This window comes from Cupriavidus sp. 21MJTG02-4, assembly GCF_057798975.1.
In genome coordinates this window covers 165,714-181,687 of sequence record NZ_JBYOJP010000014.1, presented here as the reverse complement: position 1 = coordinate 181,687, position 15,974 = coordinate 165,714, and the positions used below count along the sequence as shown (strand labels likewise).

Annotated in this window: 16 protein-coding genes; 13 read left to right on the top strand and 3 right to left on the bottom strand. The window is 64.2% G+C overall.

Annotated features, from left to right (window positions below; genetic code table 11):
• Positions 1–14 precede the first annotated feature (14 nt).
• The 9 genes from secY (at position 15) to dsbD (ending at position 7,437) form a co-directional block, all read left to right on the top strand.
• A complete protein-coding gene (gene secY / locus AC3FKH_RS25185) occupies positions 15–1,358 on the top strand; it encodes a preprotein translocase subunit SecY (protein ID WP_488678478.1) in 1,344 nt (447 codons plus the stop codon).
• Between the two features lie 87 nt (positions 1,359–1,445).
• Positions 1,446–1,562, top strand: coding sequence for a 50S ribosomal protein L36 (rpmJ, locus tag AC3FKH_RS25180; protein ID WP_008642959.1), 117 nt, complete (start codon positions 1,446–1,448; stop codon positions 1,560–1,562).
• A 19-nt stretch (positions 1,563–1,581) separates the two neighbouring features.
• Positions 1,582–1,947 carry a 30S ribosomal protein S13 gene (rpsM, locus tag AC3FKH_RS25175; RefSeq protein ID WP_010812377.1) on the top strand — a complete coding sequence of 122 codons (366 nt, stop codon included), beginning with the start codon at positions 1,582–1,584 and terminating at the stop codon, positions 1,945–1,947.
• Positions 1,948–1,971: 24 nt separating this feature from the next.
• Positions 1,972–2,370: a 30S ribosomal protein S11 gene (rpsK, locus tag AC3FKH_RS25170; protein ID WP_010812376.1), complete on the top strand. Its 399-nt coding sequence runs from the start codon at positions 1,972–1,974 to the stop codon at positions 2,368–2,370.
• Between the two features lie 292 nt (positions 2,371–2,662).
• Positions 2,663–3,286 (top strand): 30S ribosomal protein S4, encoded by a 624-nt coding sequence (gene rpsD, locus AC3FKH_RS25165; RefSeq protein ID WP_483709637.1) that lies wholly within the window; start codon positions 2,663–2,665, stop codon positions 3,284–3,286.
• Between the two features lie 176 nt (positions 3,287–3,462).
• Positions 3,463–4,443, top strand: coding sequence for a DNA-directed RNA polymerase subunit alpha (locus AC3FKH_RS25160; RefSeq protein ID WP_011299297.1), 981 nt, complete (start codon positions 3,463–3,465; stop codon positions 4,441–4,443).
• Positions 4,444–4,586: 143 nt separating this feature from the next.
• Positions 4,587–4,982 carry a 50S ribosomal protein L17 gene (rplQ, locus tag AC3FKH_RS25155; RefSeq protein WP_130393142.1) on the top strand — a complete coding sequence of 132 codons (396 nt, stop codon included), beginning with the start codon at positions 4,587–4,589 and terminating at the stop codon, positions 4,980–4,982.
• Between the two features lie 108 nt (positions 4,983–5,090).
• Complete coding sequence (gene cutA, locus AC3FKH_RS25150) at positions 5,091–5,471, top strand: divalent-cation tolerance protein CutA (protein ID WP_488678477.1); 381 nt, start codon at positions 5,091–5,093, stop codon at positions 5,469–5,471.
• 49 nt (positions 5,472–5,520) lie between these two features.
• Positions 5,521–7,437 carry a protein-disulfide reductase DsbD gene (gene dsbD, locus AC3FKH_RS25145; RefSeq protein WP_488678476.1) on the top strand — a complete coding sequence of 639 codons (1,917 nt, stop codon included), beginning with the start codon at positions 5,521–5,523 and terminating at the stop codon, positions 7,435–7,437.
• A 3-nt stretch (positions 7,438–7,440) separates the two neighbouring features.
• On the opposite strand, the gene AC3FKH_RS25140 is transcribed toward dsbD, so the two are convergent.
• From AC3FKH_RS25140 to yihA, 3 genes are all read right to left on the bottom strand, one after another.
• Positions 7,441–8,634 (bottom strand): magnesium transporter CorA family protein, encoded by a 1,194-nt coding sequence (locus AC3FKH_RS25140; RefSeq protein ID WP_488678475.1) that lies wholly within the window; start codon positions 8,632–8,634, stop codon positions 7,441–7,443.
• 15 nt (positions 8,635–8,649) lie between these two features.
• Entirely contained in the window at positions 8,650–9,642 is a 993-nt protein-coding gene (gene hemB, locus AC3FKH_RS25135) for a porphobilinogen synthase (RefSeq protein WP_488678474.1), read from the bottom strand.
• A 266-nt stretch (positions 9,643–9,908) separates the two neighbouring features.
• Positions 9,909–10,595 carry a ribosome biogenesis GTP-binding protein YihA/YsxC gene (gene yihA / locus AC3FKH_RS25130; RefSeq protein ID WP_488678473.1) on the bottom strand — a complete coding sequence of 229 codons (687 nt, stop codon included), beginning with the start codon at positions 10,593–10,595 and terminating at the stop codon, positions 9,909–9,911.
• A 449-nt stretch (positions 10,596–11,044) separates the two neighbouring features.
• Between yihA and AC3FKH_RS25125 the strand changes: the two genes are divergently transcribed.
• The 4 genes from AC3FKH_RS25125 to AC3FKH_RS25110 all read left to right on the top strand — a co-directional run bounded on the left by AC3FKH_RS25125 (position 11,045) and on the right by AC3FKH_RS25110 (position 15,954).
• Entirely contained in the window at positions 11,045–11,704 is a 660-nt protein-coding gene (locus AC3FKH_RS25125) for a c-type cytochrome (RefSeq protein ID WP_483730586.1), read from the top strand.
• A 156-nt stretch (positions 11,705–11,860) separates the two neighbouring features.
• Entirely contained in the window at positions 11,861–14,080 is a 2,220-nt protein-coding gene (locus AC3FKH_RS25120; RefSeq protein WP_488678472.1) for a cytochrome c biogenesis protein ResB, read from the top strand.
• 91 nt (positions 14,081–14,171) lie between these two features.
• Positions 14,172–15,377 carry a c-type cytochrome biogenesis protein CcsB gene (ccsB, locus tag AC3FKH_RS25115; protein WP_488678471.1) on the top strand — a complete coding sequence of 402 codons (1,206 nt, stop codon included), beginning with the start codon at positions 14,172–14,174 and terminating at the stop codon, positions 15,375–15,377.
• A 142-nt stretch (positions 15,378–15,519) separates the two neighbouring features.
• Positions 15,520–15,954 (top strand): COG4315 family predicted lipoprotein, encoded by a 435-nt coding sequence (locus tag AC3FKH_RS25110; RefSeq protein ID WP_488678470.1) that lies wholly within the window; start codon positions 15,520–15,522, stop codon positions 15,952–15,954.
• Positions 15,955–15,974 lie beyond the last annotated feature (20 nt).

Below are 15,974 nucleotides of genomic sequence, written 5' to 3'. Positions count from 1 at the left end.
AGTCGGAGCATCGTTTGGCCACGGCGAAACCCAATGCAAGCGCGCAAGCCCGGAACACGGCGAAGTACGGCGACCTCAAGCGCCGGCTGATGTTCCTGGTGATGGCCCTGATCGTTTACCGCATCGGTGCACATATTCCGGTGCCGGGAATCGATCCGGATCAGCTCGCGAGGCTTTTCCAGAGTCAGTCGGGTGGCATCCTCGGGATGTTCAACCTGTTCTCGGGCGGGGCGCTGTCGCGCTTTACCGTCTTCGCGCTCGGCATCATGCCGTACATCTCGGCGTCGATCATCATGCAATTGCTGACGATCGTGCTGCCGCAGCTGGAGTCGTTGAAGAAGGAAGGGCAGGCAGGGCAGCGCAAGATCACGCAATACACGCGTTACGGCACTGTGGTTCTGGCCACGTTCCAGGCGCTGTCGATTGCGGTCGCACTGGAGTCGCAGCCAGGGTTGGTGATCGATCCGGGCCTGATGTTCCGGGCTACGGCGGTGATCACGCTGGTGACCGGCACGATGTTCCTGATGTGGCTGGGCGAGCAGATCACTGAACGTGGTCTGGGCAACGGCATCTCGATCATCATTTTCGGCGGTATCGCGGCGGGCTTGCCCAATGCGATCGGCGGGCTGTTTGAACTGGTCCGCACAGGTTCCATGAGCATCATCGCGGCGATCTTCATCGTGGCGATCGTGATCGCTGTGACCTTCGCCGTGGTGTTTGTCGAGCGTGGCCAGCGCAAGATCCTGGTGAACTATGCCAAGCGTCAGGTCGGCAACAAGGTGTACGGCGGTCAGTCGTCGCACCTGCCGCTGAAGCTGAACATGGCAGGGGTGATTCCGCCGATCTTCGCATCGTCGATCATTCTGTTCCCGGCGACGATTGCGGGCTGGTTCACGTCCCAGTCGACCGGTGCGGTTGGCAGGTTCATCAAGGACCTGGCTGCCACGCTGTCGCCGGGCCAGCCGGTCTACATCCTGCTGTACGCTGCTGCGATTATATTTTTCTGCTTCTTCTATACGGCTCTGGTGTACAACAGTCGTGAAGTGGCGGACAACCTGAAGAAAAGCGGTGCCTTCATTCCGGGCATTCGTCCGGGCGAGCAGACGACGCGCTACATCGACAAGATTCTGGTGCGTCTGACGCTGGCTGGTGCGATCTACATCACACTGGTCTGCCTGTTGCCGGAATTCCTGGTGCTGCGCTGGAACGTTCCGTTCTATTTTGGCGGGACTTCGCTGCTGATCATCGTGGTCGTCACGATGGACTTCATGGCCCAGGTTCAGTCCTACGTCATGTCGCAGCAGTATGAATCGTTGCTGAAGAAAGCGAACTTTAAGGGCAACCTGACCCTGCGCTGATTCAGATCGGGACAGACAAGGTATGGCGCGCACGGATCGTCTTCCGGACGAAGTGAGCGAACAGGAATTGAAGGAAGAGGAAATATTATGAAAGTGCTGGCTTCTGTTAAGCGCATTTGCCGCAACTGCAAAATCATCAAGCGCAACGGTGTCGTGCGCGTGATCTGCTCGTCGGATCCCCGCCACAAGCAACGCCAAGGCTAATCGGAAAGAGGATTGACGAATGGCACGTATCGCAGGGGTTAACATCCCGAACCACAAGCACACCGAAATCGGCCTGACGGCTATTTATGGTGTCGGCCGCTCGCGCGCTCGCAAGATTTGCGAGGCCACCGGTGTACCGTTTGACAAGAAGGTCAAGGATCTGACCGACGCCGACCTGGAAAAGCTTCGTGACGAAGTGGGCAAGGTCACGGTCGAGGGTGACCTGCGTCGTGAAACCACGATGAACATCAAGCGTCTCATGGACCTTGGTTGCTATCGTGGCATGCGTCACCGCAAGGGCCTGCCCATGCGCGGTCAGCGTACCCGTACCAACGCACGTACCCGCAAGGGTCCGCGCAAGGCCGGCGTGGCTCTGAAGAAGTAAAGCCGAAGGCAGAGGAAGAAACTAATGGCAAAAGGTCCGAATAACGCCGCTCGCGCGCGTAAAAAGGTCAAGAAGAACGTTGCCGACGGCATTGCGCACGTCCACGCTTCGTTCAACAACACCATCATCACGATCACCGACCGCCAGGGCAACGCCCTGTCGTGGGCGACCGCCGGTGGCCAGGGCTTCAAGGGTTCGCGCAAGTCGACCCCGTTCGCTGCCCAGGTCGCTGCCGAAAACGCCGGCCGCGTGGCGCAAGACCAGGGTATCAAGAACCTGGAAGTGCGCATCAAGGGCCCCGGCCCGGGTCGTGAATCGGCTGTCCGCGCGCTGAACGCGCTGGGCATCAAGATCGCTATCATCGAAGACGTCACGCCGATTCCGCACAACGGCTGCCGTCCGCCGAAGCGCCGCCGCATCTAAGCGTTGGCGTGTCCGGGCCGGCGGGTTTACCTTCCGGTTTCGGATATGGTAGTATCGCGCGTTGACCTGCTGCATCTGATGCGGCAGGTTTTCGTTTTGCGCGGCTAGAATGTTGCATTCAGCGCATTCAGAATGCCTGCGCATTGGAAAATGCTTTTTGCGTCGTACCCGGCAACGGGGCGCGCGTCATAAGCCCACCGTCCGTCACGGTCTCCGGGATTCCCGGTAGCACAGCGTTGGCGGACTCGCGGCGCGTCAAGACAGGCGCCGTGATCGAACAAAGGAAGACAACGTGGCACGTTATACCGGCCCGAAGGCCAAACTTTCCCGCCGTGAAGGCACCGACCTGTTCCTGAAGAGCTCGCGCCGTTCGCTGGCCGACAAGTGCAAGCTGGACAGCAAGCCGGGCCAGCATGGCCGCACCTCGGGTGCCCGCACCTCCGACTACGGCAACCAGCTGCGCGAAAAGCAGAAGGTCAAGCGCATCTACGGTGTGCTCGAGCGCCAGTTCCGCCGCTACTTCGCTGAAGCCGACCGCCGCAAGGGCAACACCGGCGAAAAGCTGCTGCAACTGCTGGAATCGCGTCTGGACAACGTGGTGTACCGCATGGGCTTCGGCTCGACCCGCGCTGAAGCGCGTCAGCTGGTGTCGCACAAGGCGATCCTGGTGAACGGCCAGGCCCTGAACGTGCCGTCGGCCCAGGTCAAGTCGGGCGACGTGATCTCCATCCGCGAGCAGTCGAAGAAGCAAGTGCGTATCGCTGAAGCGCTGTCGCTGGCCGAGCAGTCGGGCTTCCCGACCTGGGTTGCCGTGGACGCCAAGAAGTTCGAAGGTACCTTCAAGCAGGCTCCGGATCGCGCCGACATCGCCGGCGACATCAACGAAAGCCTGATCGTCGAACTGTACTCGCGTTAATCCGCCGGACCGCCGAACAGAACGGTTCGAGCTTGCGATTCCCGCAAGGCCTCTCTTACAGCCCGCCGCGCTATACGCGCGGTCGGGCTTATTGCCCATCGCGCGATGGGTCTTTCAGGTTCCAAACGTCAGCCTTATCGGTGTAACGAGCCGAGGGTATTGAAAAGGACAACCTAATGCAAACAGCACTCCTCAAGCCAAAAATCATCGCCGTCGAGCCGTTGGGCGATCATCACGCCAAAGTCGTGATGGAGCCGTTCGAGCGCGGCTACGGCCATACGCTCGGTAACGCCCTGCGTCGCGTGCTGCTGTCATCGATGGTCGGCTATGCCCCGACCGAAGTGACGATCGCTGGGGTGGTCCATGAATATTCCACCATCGATGGTGTGCAGGAAGACGTCGTCAACCTGCTGCTCAACCTGAAGGGTGTCGTGTTCAAGCTGCACAACCGCGATGAAGTCACGGTTTCGCTGCGCAAGGACGGTGAAGGCATCGTAACGGCGGCCGATATCGAGCTGCCGCACGATGTCGAGATCATCAACCCGAACCACGTCATCGCCCACCTGTCTGCCGGCGGCAAGCTGGACATGCAGATCAAGGTCGAGCAAGGCCGCGGCTACGTGCCGGGCAACGTGCGCAAGTTCGGCGACGAGTCGAGCAAGGTGATCGGCCGTATCGTGCTGGACGCCTCGTTCTCGCCGGTGCGCCGCGTGTCGTACGCCGTCGAGTCCGCTCGCGTGGAGCAGCGTACCGACCTGGACAAGCTGGTGATGAACATCGAAACCGACGGCGTGATCTCGCCCGAGGAAGCGATTCGCCAGTCGGCCCGTATCCTGGTTGACCAGCTGTCGGTGTTCGCCGCGCTGGAAGGCACCGAGTCCGCCGCCGAGGCCGCTTCGAGCCGCGCACCGCAGATCGATCCGATCCTGCTGCGCCCGGTCGACGACCTGGAGCTGACGGTGCGTTCGGCCAACTGCCTGAAGGCCGAAAACATCTACTACATCGGCGACCTGATCCAGCGTACCGAAAACGAGCTGCTCAAGACCCCGAACCTGGGTCGCAAGTCGCTCAACGAGATCAAGGAAGTCCTCGCCTCGCGTGGCCTGACTCTGGGCATGAAGCTCGAGAACTGGCCGCCTGCAGGGCTGGACAAGTAATTGCGGCGCGAGGCCCTGGCCTCGCGTAGCGGTAACCGCTCCGGTTTCGGCCGGGGCATGTATGACTACCGGCCCGCGTCCCGAGGTTTGCGCCAGGGGGCGATAGAAGAGCTGGTCAAACACTTCATCTGAAAGGAATCATCATGCGTCACCGTCATGGTTTGCGGAAACTGAACCGCACCTCGTCGCACCGTCTCGCGATGCTGCGCAACATGTCCAACTCGCTGTTCCAGCACGAGCTGATCAAGACCACCCTGCCCAAGGCCAAGGAACTGCGCAAGGTTGTCGAGCCGCTCATCACGCTGGCCAAGAAGGACACCGTTGCCAATCGCCGTCTGGCTTTCGCCCGTCTGCGCGACCGCGACATGGTCACGAAGCTGTTCAACGAACTGGGCCCGCGCTACAACGCTCGTCCGGGCGGCTACACGCGTATCCTGAAGTTCGGCTTCCGTCAGGGCGACAACGCGCCGATGGCGCTGGTCGAACTGGTGGATCGTCCGGAAATCACCGAAGCTCCGGCCGAAGAAGCCGCTGAGTAAGGTTGAGTTCCAGCCCGTCTTCCGACGGGTTCGGACACACCGCTTACAATCGAGCCAGGCAATTTGCCTGGCTCTTTTGTTTTGTGCGCCAGGATTCGGAGGGGCCGCATGCAAGCCAGTGCCAGTTCACAACACGCCGCCGAGAGCGACGATGCGGCGGTCATCGCCGTGCTGACCAACCTGCCCGATGCGGACACCGCGACGCGGCTTTCACGGGCCTTGCTCGAGGCGCGTGCGTGCGCGTGCGTGAACCGTCTTGCGCCGGTGCAATCCGAGTACTGGTGGCAGGGCAAGCTGGAGCAGACGACGGAATGGCCGCTGCTGGCCAAGACGACGCGGGCGCGCTATGCGGCGCTTGAGGCGGTCATCCGGGCGAACCATCCCTATGATGTGCCCGAGATCATTGCGTGGCCCATCAGCCAGGGTTTCGGCCCTTATCTGGCGTGGGTGCGTGACGAAGTCGCCAGCGCCGTGGATGGTGCGGAATGAAAGCAGCGCCCCGCGTTACGGAAGCGACTGAAAGGATTCGGGACGGTCTATGAATATGGGTTTTGCTCTCTCCGAGCGATCAAACCGGTTGAGCTGGGCGCGGCATATTGCCGCAGTGCTGGCGATGATGGTGGCCTGGCTGTGCCTGGCTGCCGGTGCCAACGCGGCCACGGAAGAGGATTTCCTGCCGCCCGAGCAGGCCTTCCGCTTCGCCGCCCGGCAAGTGGACGCACGGACCATCGAAGTCCGCTTCGACGTGGCCAGCGGTTACTACCTGTACCGCGAGCGCTTCGCCTTTGCCGTCCAGCCCGAAGCCGTACGCCTGGGCCAGCCCGAATTTCCACCCGGCAAGGTCAAGTTCGATGAGACCTTCGGCAAGGAGATGGAAACCTATCGCGACACTGTCGTCATCCGCGTGCCGGTGCAGTCTGCGCCCGCCGATGGCAAGTGGTCGCTGGTCGTGACGTCTCAGGGCTGCGCCGACAAGGGGCTGTGCTATCCGCCGATGGAGAGCGTCTACAAAGTGGGCGCCGTGTCGCTGGGCAGCCTGTTCGGCGGCAGCCCGCGCAGCGAAGCGACGACCCCGCCGTCGTCGGTTGGTCCGGGTACCGCCGGTGCCGCGCCCGCCGCACGCCTTGACGAGAGCGACCGCATTGCCGGCGTGCTTGCCAGCCGCAACCTCGGCATCGTCGCAGCGCTCTTCTTCGGCCTGGGCCTGCTACTGACCTTCACGCCCTGCGTCCTGCCGATGGTACCGATCCTGTCGTCCATCGTTGTCGGCGAGCACGCCACGCGCAGCCGGGCACTGGTGGTATCGCTGGCTTATGTCCTCGGCATGGCCGTGGTCTACACGGCGATCGGCGTGGCCGCTGGCCTGCTGGGCGAAGGCCTGGCCGCCGCCCTGCAGACGCCCGCGGTGCTTGTCGCGTTTGCCGGGCTGATGGTGGCACTCTCGCTGTCGATGTTTGGCCTCTACGAACTCCAGCTGCCGCAGCGGTGGCAGAACCGCCTGACGGCTACGTCGAATCGCCGGCGCGGCGGCCAGGTGGTCGGAGCCGCGGCCATGGGCGCGATCTCCGCGCTGATCGTGGGCCCTTGCGTGACGGCGCCACTGGCTGGTGCGCTGGCCTATATCGCCCAGACGCGCGACGCGCTGACCGGCGGCAGCGCGCTGCTGGCCATGGCGCTGGGCATGGGGGTTCCGCTGGTACTGGTCGGGGTCGGCGCGGGCAACCTGCTGCCGCGCGCGGGGCGCTGGATGGAAGCCACCAAGCGCTTCTTCGGATTCCTGCTGCTGGGTGTGGCGATCTGGATGGTGACGCCCGTGCTGCCAGCATGGCTGATCATGGCGTTGTGGGCGGCGCTGTTGCTCGTGGCGGCGGTATTCCTTGGCGCGTTTGATGCACTGGGTGCCGAAGCGCGCGGCGTCGCACGGCTCGGAAAGGGGCTTGGCGTGTTGGCGGCGCTCGCTGGCGCCATCTTGCTACTGGGACTGGCCTCTGGCGGACGCGATCCGCTGCAGCCGCTGGCGCATCTGAACCTGGCGCGCGTGACCGGCGCCGCGGCCGAAGCGACGGCTGGTACTCAGGCGGTGCGTTTCGAGCGCGTCCGAAGCGTGGCGGAACTCGATGCGCGCGTGGCGCAGGCGGCGGCTGCCGGCAAGCCGGTGCTGCTCGATTTCTACGCGGACTGGTGTGTGAGCTGCAAGGAGATGGAGCGCATGACGTTCACCGATACCCGGGTGCGTTCGCGCATGTCGGAGATCGTGCTGCTGCAGGCCGATGTCACGGCCAACAACGCCGACGACAAGGCTCTGCTCAAGCGCTTCGGCCTGTTCGGGCCGCCTGGCATCATCCTGTTCGGTGCCGACGGCCGTGAACGACCGGTGCGCGTGATCGGCTACCAGTCCGCCGGCCGTTTCCTCGAAAGCCTGGAGCGCGCGCTTGGCACGCGCCCCAGCACCTGAGCACTAGCGCTCCAACTGCCGTCCGAGCGCCCACACGGCGCCCAGTACCACCACGACCGCGCCCATCAACCCAAGCGACCACCAGAAGCCGTCGGGCTCGCGCAGCCACGGCATGCGTTCGAAGTTCATGCCGAAGATGCCGGTGATAAGCGTCAGGGGCATGAACAGCGCCGTAATCAGCGTCAGCGTGCGCATGGTGCGGTTGGTCCGGTGGGCCACCGCCGAGAAATGGATCTGGACCGCGGACTCGATCGAATCCTCCAGCCGCCGCGCGTGCGCCAGCACGCGCTGGATGTGCTCCATCAGGTCGTTGATGCGTACCAGCAGCATCTCGTCGCGGCCTGGCGCCTTGTCGGCGGGATCGATCGGATCGCCGCTGTAGCGGTTGTCCAGCACGCTGTCGCGGAATTCCTGCAGGGCATCGCGCTGCTCTTCGCTGAGGTGCTCCAGCCTGCGCAGCTGGATGCGGGCATCGAGCAACCCTTCCCAGCTTGAAAAACTGCGGCGCGAGTTGAGCAGCGCGCGCTGCCAGCGGTCCAGTTGCCGAGTGAGCGGCGCGCGCAACTCCAGGTAACGGTCGACCATGGCGTTGAGCAGGCGAAGCATCAGGTCTTCGGGCCGGCTTGGCGGGCGCACGCCATGCAATAGCGGCGCCTGTCCGTTTGCCCTTGGCGCGGCTTGTGGCCTTGGCGCCTGGCAAAGCTCCAGCAAGCGCTGGCGTACCTGGTCGATCGTGCGCGACGGACCGGGCCGGACGGTGACCAGCACATTGTCGAACACGAAGAACGTGACCGGCTGCGTGTCGATCCGGGCCAGTGCCGGCAGGAAGCCGGGCGGATGGCGGCGCGGCTTTGGCGCAGCCCCGGCGGGAGTCGGTGCCGAGCCTTCCGCCTCGGCAATGGCGCGGCTGGTCTCGAAAGTCAGCTTGCGGAAGATCACCATGTCGTACGCATGCGTCGTGTCGAAGTACGACGGGTGCGCGGTGTTGGTGGCGTCCACCAGATGCAGGTCCAGGATGGGCGCGCCGGTGAGCTGCCGCACGCTGTCGCGCCAGCTTTCCGGGGCCGCCGCGACCTCTTCGATCGGGAAATCGGCCCAGACGAAGCGGGCCGACGCGCTACCGGCGAGGAACGTGCCCGCCTCGGCCAGCGAGGCGAGCGGGTGAACCTGGCTGGCCGAGAAGCCTAGCAGCTCCATGCGGGCGGCGTGGCCTCAGCCGGCAAGCAGGCGCGCGGCATCGCGCGCGAAATAGGTCAGGATGCCGTCGGCGCCGGCGCGGCGGAAGGCCAGCAGCGATTCCATCATGACCTTGTCGTGGTCCAGCCAGCCGTTCTGCGCGGCGGCCTTGAGCATCGCGTACTCGCCGCTGACCTGGTAGACGTAGGTCGGGAAGCGGAACTCGTCTTTCACCCGGCGCACGATATCCAGATAGGGCATGCCGGGCTTGACCATCACCATGTCGGCGCCTTCCATGATGTCCTGGGCGACTTCGCGCAGGGCCTCGTCGGTGTTGGCCGGGTCCATCTGGTAGGTCATCTTGTTGCCCTTGCCCAGGTTGGCGGCCGAGCCCACGGCGTCGCGGAACGGGCCGTAGAACGCCGACGCGTACTTGGCCGAGTAGGCCATGATGCGCGTGTGGATGTGGCCCGCGTCTTCCAGTGCCAGGCGCACGGCGCCGATGCGGCCGTCCATCATGTCGGACGGGGCGACGATATCCACGCCGGCTTCGGCCTGGACCAGCGCCTGGCGGACCAGGATCTCGACGGTCTGCTCGTTGATCACGTAGCCGTTCTCGTCAAGCACGCCGTCCTGGCCGTGGCTAGTGTACGGATCGAGCGCCACGTCGGTGAGCACGCCAAGTTCGGGGAAGCGGTCCTTCAGGGCGCGTACCGCGCGCGGAACGAGCCCTTCGGCGTTAGTCGCTTCAATGCCGTCGGGAGTCTTCAGCGAGGGATCGATGACCGGGAACAGCGCGATGACCGGAATGCCCAGCTTTACGCAGTCTTCCGCCACCGGCAGCAGCAGATCGATGGAAACACGCTCCACGCCCGGCATGGACGCCACGGACTGGCGCTGGTTCTGCCCGTCCAGGATGAAGACTGGGTAGATCAGGTTGTCCGGCGACAGGCGGTGCTCGCGCATCAGGCGCCGCGAGAAGTCATCGCGACGCATGCGGCGGGGACGGTACTCTGGAAAGGCAGACATGGCAGCTTGAAGGGGGAGTTCAGGGAGGAATTATGCGCAAAGCGGCTCGTCGCCGGCTGGCGGCGGACGCGACGGAGCGCGGAATGCAGAAAAACTAAACTTTTGAGTGTGCCCGCTATCATACTCGCGGACACCTTGCGTTGCGCCTCGCGCGGCGCGGTGTCCCCCGCTACTCCTCCCTGAGCGGGTACCCGCCCTGACCGGCGGGAAAGTTCGTCCCCGTTGCTTGCAACGGGGCTTTTTTTTGTCCGCGCGAAACGCTTGGGCTACTCGGAGGCGCCCGGCCCCGCAGAAGGCTGAGCCGGCGTCGGGGGTTGCGCTTCGGGCAGCGACAGCCAGCCTGCGATGACGCGCTGCGCTTCTTCGATGCCGCGGCGCTTCAGGCTGGAGAACAGCTGCGCGGTGAGCGGCACCGGCGTGCTCAATTGCTCCGTGTACCCGGCCAGGATCTGCCGTGTCTCGCGCAGGGCATTGGCGTTTTCGCTGTTGGTCAGCTTGTCGGCCTTGGTCAGCAGCACGTGAATCGGCTTTCCGGTGGGCAGGAACCACTCGACCATCTGGCAATCGAGATCGGTGAAGGGGCGGCGCGCATCCATCATCAGGATCAGGCCGGACAACTGGGTGCGGCTCTGCACGTAGTCGCTGAGCAGTCCTTGCCAGTGGTACTTGGCCGAGCCCGAGACTTCTGCGTAGCCATAACCCGGCAGGTCGACCAGGAAGGCCAGCGGATCCGGCGCCTTGACCGGGGCCACCGTGAAGTAGTTGATATGCTGCGTGCGGCCCGGTGTGCGCGACGAAAAGGCCAGGCGCTTCTGGTTGCACAGGATATTGATGGCCGTCGACTTGCCGGCGTTGGAGCGTCCGGCGAACGCGACCTCCGGCACCGCGGTGGCGGGCAGGTCGCGCAGGTGGTTGACGGTCGTGAAGAAACGGGCCTGGTGAAGGAGGGACATGCGTCGAAGCGGGTGGGGCGGGTAGTTGCGGCCGGCGCGAATCACGCGGGAGTGCAACGACGGTCACGCCGAGGTGGTAAGGCTGGCGGCACGGAATCGGCCAGGCCACCGGAGGTTGATCTTGCACAGGCACAGGGCGGCCATGGCATCAATCCGGCACATTATTTATTGTACAATACGCCGGTTTACGGTCTCCTGAACGGGTGACGAAGGGCATCCATGGCCGCGTTGCCGGTGACCCGATCCATCCGGACGGGAGCCGTGTTTGCCGTTTCATCGCGAGCGGCGCCAGGAAAGGCGGGGTCTGCTGCCTGGCGCACCGGTCAACCCGGGATTTCCGGTTGCCACGACCACGATGCCAGGCCTTGCAAGGGTGCGTCCTCACCGCCCGCAAAGCGCCTGCCGGCATGCACTACGGTATTCAAAAACAATTCAGACAAGGTGTGCGAATGAACCGCATTGCGAAGCTTCTGGGTGTCCTGGTGCTGGCCCTGCCTGCAACCGCCATGACCGGTCTGGCTTTTGCCTCCGAGCAAGCCGCCGCGAAGGCGGATCCGGCAAAGGGCGAAACGCTTTATACGCAGGGTGCGCCCGATCGCAATGTTCCCGCCTGCCTGAGCTGCCACGGCGCCAACGGCAACAGCGGCGCCGCCGCCAACCCGAAGCTGGCCGCGCAGCATCCTGAATACGTCCACAAGCAACTCGCCAACTTCAAGGACAAGTCGCGCAACAACGCGATCATGTCGCCGCTGGCAGGTTCGCTGAACGACCAGGAAATGAAGGACATCGGCGCCTATCTCGCCAAGCAGCCGATCAAGCCGGCCACGGCCAAGAACAAGGACACCATCGAGGCCGGCCAGAAGATTTATCGCGCTGGTATTGCCGCCAAGGGCGTGCCGGCCTGTGCCGCCTGCCATGGCCCGACCGGCGCCGGCATTCCGGCACAATACCCGCGCATTGGCGGCCAGTGGTCCGATTACACCGAAGCCCAGCTCGTGGCATTCCGCCAGGGCACCCGCAAGAACAATCCGGTGATGACGACGATCGCCGCCAAGATGTCGGACGCCGAGATCAAGGCCGTGGCGGACTACGTCGCCGGCGTTCGCTAAGTCGTTCCGCGCCGGACCAACGGTTGGCCTGCTGCTTCGCTAACGCGGGGCACGACGCAGGATGAAACCGATGGCCTTGGCAACAATCGAAGAGGGTGGCCTGCTTGCAAAGCATGTCCACCCTTTTTTATTTCAAAGCTTATTGCTGCACATCACATGTCGACCGCTTCCACTTCAGGCCTGCACCTGAAGACCCCACACCGCGTGTTGCGCGACGCGGTCGAATTGTTGTCCTCGATGCGCTTTGCGATCACCCTGCTGACGGTGATCGCCATTGCCAGCGTGGTCGGTACCGTACTCAAGCAGAACGAGCCGTACCCGAACTACGTGAACCAGTTCGGGCCGTTCTGGGCGGATGTCTTCCACGCATTGTCGCTGCAGAAGGTCTATGGATCGTGGTGGTTCCTGCTGATCCTCGCCTTCCTGGTGGTGTCGACGTCGCTGTGCCTGGTGCGCAACGCGCCCAAGATGATCGTCGACATGCGCTCCTGGAAGGATCATGTGCGCGAGCGCAGCCTGCGCGCCTTCCACCACCGTGGCGAATTCGAGGCGGCACGTCCGCGCACCGAAGCCGTCGCCCGGGTGAATGCGCTGCTGCAAAACCGCGGCTACCGCACCCGACAGGTCCAGCATGAGGGCGCGACGCTGCTGGCCGCCAAGGCCGGAGCGGCCAACAAGCTGGGCTATATCCTGGCGCACACCGCGATCGTGGTGATCTGCATCGGTGGCCTGCTCGACGGCGACATGCTGATCCGCGCCCAGATGTGGTTCGGCGGCAAGACGCCGATCCGCGGCAACGCAGTCATCAGCGAGATTCCGCCGGAGCATCGCCTGTCGGCGGCCAACCCTGGCTTCCGGGGCAATGCCTTCGTGCCCGAAGGCTCGACCGTATCCACGGCCATCCTGAACATCGCCGATGGTGCGCTGGTACAGGACCTGCCGTTCAACATCACGCTCAAGAAGTTCACGGTCGATTTCTATCCCACCGGCATGCCCAAGCTGTTCGCGTCGGATGTGATCGTGACCGACCGCGCCACCGGCAAGCAGACGCATGCGACGGTGAAGGTCAACGAGCCGCTGATCGTCGATGGCGTGGCGATCTACCAGTCGAGCTTCGAGGACGGCGGTTCGCAGTTGAAGTTCGTCGGCTATCCGATGCAAGGCAACAGCCACGGGACGTTCCCGTTCGCCGGTACCGTCGGTGGCAACACGCCGCTGAGCGTCACGGGCACGGCCGCCGACAAGGACGGCCTGACGGTGGAGTTCAGCGACTTCCGCCTGATGAATATCGAGAACGTCACCGATGCCTCGGGCAAGCCCGATGCACGCGGCGTGGCGCGCAAGTCGTTCAACGAGACGCTCGAGTCGCACCTGGGCGCCGCGGCGAACACGCAGAAGGAAAAGACGCTGCACAACGTCGGCCCGTCGGTGCAATACAAGCTGCGCGACCGCAATGGCCAGGCGCGCGAGTACAACAACTACATGGTGCCGGTGCAGCTCGACGGCCAGTCGGTGTTCCTCGCCGGCATGCGCGAGTCGCCGAACGAGCCGTTCCGTTACCTGCGCATCCCCGCTGACGACCAGGGCAGCGTGGCCGACTGGATGCGCCTGCGCGCCGCGCTGCAGGACCGCGGCCTGCGTGGCGAAGCCGCGCGGCGCTTCGCGCTGGCGTCGATGCCCGGCGCGGACAAGGCCGACCTTCGCGGCCAATTGGCGGAAAGCGCCCTGCGCGCGCTGGATCTCTTTGCCGGCGTCACCCGCCCCAGCCCGGACTCTCCGCCGGGCGGCTTCACGGCGATCGCCGCGTTCCTCGAGAAATCGGTCCCGGCGGCAGAGCAGCAAAAGGCTGCCGATGTCCTGCTGAAGATTCTCAACGGCTCGATGTGGGAACTGTGGCAACTCGCGCGTGCGCAGGACAAGCAGCCGGTGGTGCCCAACAGCGCCCAGAGCGGGGCGTTCCTGCAGCAGTCGATCAACGCCCTGTCGGACAGCTTCTTCTATGGCGCGCCGGTTTTCCTGCAGCTCGACGACTTCAAGGAAATCAAGGCCAGCGTGTTCCAGATGACCCGTGCGCCGGGCAAGAACATCGTGTATCTTGGCTGTCTGCTGCTGGTGCTGGGCGTGTTCTCGATGTTCTATATCCGCGAGCGCCGAGTGTGGGTCTGGATCAAGGATCCTGGACATCATGCGGATGCCACTGCACCGGCCGCGCCAACCGTGCCAACCGATGCGGCAGCGCCTGGCAGCCATGTGCTGATGGCCATGTCGACCCAGCGCCGCACCCTGGACTTCGAGAAGGAATTCGTCGCCTTGCGCGACGACATCGGCCTCGCGGCCGGGGCCGACCAGGACGCCTCGGCGCAGGCGCAGCATTGAACCCGTCGGGCCGGGCAGTGGCGATCCTCGCCAGCCGCCGCCCGGCCTTCGTTGCGCAGCCAAGGGCTGTGCGCAGATCGCAGGTAACGCTATGTCTTCAAACGTGAACCAGGCCGCCCGGCCGGCCATGCGGCCGGCAACCCCTGCCGCTTCCGGCGCCGCGGACGAGGCCTATCTTGAACCTTCCTTCCTGCGCCGCCTCACGTGGCTCGACTGGGCCTTTGCGGTGCTGCTTGCGATCGGTGCCGGCGTGGCGCTGTCGCGCTATGGCCAGTGGATGAACGGCTACGACAAGGCCGTGCTGATCGCGTCGGTGCCGACGTTCGCCCTGCTCGGCTGGCACTGGAAGCCGGTGCGAGCCCTGATGCCCGGGCTGGCCATCCTGTCGCTGTTTGCCGTGCAGCTCTATCAGGGCCAGCTTGTGCGGGCCGACCAGGCTTTCTTCCTGAAGTACTTCCTGTCGAGCCAGTCGGCCATCCTGTGGATGAGCGCGCTGGTGTTCCTGTCCACGCTGTTCTACTGGGTGGGCCTGGTGACGCGCTCGGCCACCGGCTACAGCATCGGCAGCAAGCTGTGCTGGGCGGCCGTGGTACTGGGCTTCACCGGTCTGCTCGTGCGCTGGTACGAGTCGTACCTGATCGGCACGGACATCGGGCATATCCCCATCTCGAACCTCTATGAAGTGTTCGTGCTGTTCACGCTGATCACGTCGCTGTTCTACCTCTACTACGAAGGGCGCTACGCCACGCGCGCGCTCGGCCCGTTCGTGATGCTCGTGGTATCGGCCGCGGTCGGTTTCCTGCTGTGGTACACGGTCAGCCGCAATGCGCAGGAGATCCAGCCGCTGGTGCCGGCGCTGCAAAGCTGGTGGATGAAGATCCACGTGCCGGCCAACTTCATCGGCTACGGCACGTTCGCGCTGGCGGCGATGGTCTCGGTGGCCTACTTGCTCAAGCAGCGCGGCATCCTGGCCGAGCGCCTGCCCTCGCTCGAAGTGCTGGACGACGTCATGTACAAGGCGATCGCGGTCGGCTTTGCCTTCTTCACCATCGCGACGATCCTCGGCGCGCTCTGGGCTGCCGAGGCCTGGGGCGGCTACTGGAGCTGGGATCCGAAGGAGACCTGGGCCCTGATCGTCTGGCTGAACTACGCGGCATGGCTGCACATGCGACTGATGAAGGGACTGCGCGGCACCGTGGCGGCATGGTGGGCGCTGACGGGCCTGCTGGTGACCACCTTTGCCTTCCTGGGCGTCAACATGTTCCTGTCGGGCCTGCATAGTTACGGCGAATTGTGATGATTACGCTGCTTCCATAGCAAAAAGAACCTGTCCGATGGGCAGGTTTTTTTTCGCCCCCATGGAATAAAGGCATCACATCCGGTGTTTACTTGAGGAACGGTGCCGGCTGGCGGCACTGGTCCGCATGGAGAAAAACATCATGGCAAGTCTGCGTCGTCCTATCGCTGCATCGCTCGTTCGTCCTGCCGCACTGGCCCTTGGCTGTGCATCCGTCCTGCTGGCCGCCTGTTCGGGCATGGGTGGCATGGGCGGCGCCGGAAGCATGCCTCCCACCGTCAAGGTGACCGACGGCGCGCTGACCGATCCGCAAGGCCTGACGCTGTACACGTTCGACCGCGATATGAAGGACAGCGGCAAGAGCGCCTGCAACGGCCCATGCGCGACCAACTGGCCGCCGCTGATGGCGGCACCCGGCAGCGCTGCTTCGGGCAGCTACACCATCATCACGCGTGACGATGGCGGCAAGCAGTGGGCCTACCGCGGCATGCCCCTGTATCGCTTTTCCAAGGACGCCAAGGCCGGTGACCGCGTGGGCGACAACGTCAACAACGTCTGGCACGTCGCCAAGCCCTGACGGTCAGCGACGAATTGAGT

What these genes read in the sequence shown, in the direction of transcription:
- rpsK (WP_010812376.1), top strand. Translation starts at nt 1,972, where the DNA reads ATGGCAAAAGGTCCGAATAACGCCGCTCGCGCGCGTAAAAAGGTCAAG.
- hemB (WP_488678474.1), bottom strand. Translation starts at nt 9,642, where the DNA reads ATGTCTGCCTTTCCAGAGTACCGTCCCCGCCGCATGCGTCGCGATGAC.
- cutA (WP_488678477.1), top strand. Translation starts at nt 5,091, where the DNA reads ATGCAAGCCAGTGCCAGTTCACAACACGCCGCCGAGAGCGACGATGCG.
- AC3FKH_RS25140 (WP_488678475.1), bottom strand. Translation starts at nt 8,634, where the DNA reads ATGGAGCTGCTAGGCTTCTCGGCCAGCCAGGTTCACCCGCTCGCCTCG.
- rplQ (WP_130393142.1), top strand. Translation starts at nt 4,587, where the DNA reads ATGCGTCACCGTCATGGTTTGCGGAAACTGAACCGCACCTCGTCGCAC.
- ccsB (WP_488678471.1), top strand. Translation starts at nt 14,172, where the DNA reads ATGTCTTCAAACGTGAACCAGGCCGCCCGGCCGGCCATGCGGCCGGCA.
- yihA (WP_488678473.1), bottom strand. Translation starts at nt 10,595, where the DNA reads ATGTCCCTCCTTCACCAGGCCCGTTTCTTCACGACCGTCAACCACCTG.
- AC3FKH_RS25160 (WP_011299297.1), top strand. Translation starts at nt 3,463, where the DNA reads ATGCAAACAGCACTCCTCAAGCCAAAAATCATCGCCGTCGAGCCGTTG.
- AC3FKH_RS25120 (WP_488678472.1), top strand. Translation starts at nt 11,861, where the DNA reads ATGTCGACCGCTTCCACTTCAGGCCTGCACCTGAAGACCCCACACCGC.
- rpmJ (WP_008642959.1), top strand. Translation starts at nt 1,446, where the DNA reads ATGAAAGTGCTGGCTTCTGTTAAGCGCATTTGCCGCAACTGCAAAATC.
- AC3FKH_RS25110 (WP_488678470.1), top strand. Translation starts at nt 15,520, where the DNA reads ATGGCAAGTCTGCGTCGTCCTATCGCTGCATCGCTCGTTCGTCCTGCC.
- AC3FKH_RS25125 (WP_483730586.1), top strand. Translation starts at nt 11,045, where the DNA reads ATGAACCGCATTGCGAAGCTTCTGGGTGTCCTGGTGCTGGCCCTGCCT.
- dsbD (WP_488678476.1), top strand. Translation starts at nt 5,521, where the DNA reads ATGAATATGGGTTTTGCTCTCTCCGAGCGATCAAACCGGTTGAGCTGG.
- rpsM (WP_010812377.1), top strand. Translation starts at nt 1,582, where the DNA reads ATGGCACGTATCGCAGGGGTTAACATCCCGAACCACAAGCACACCGAA.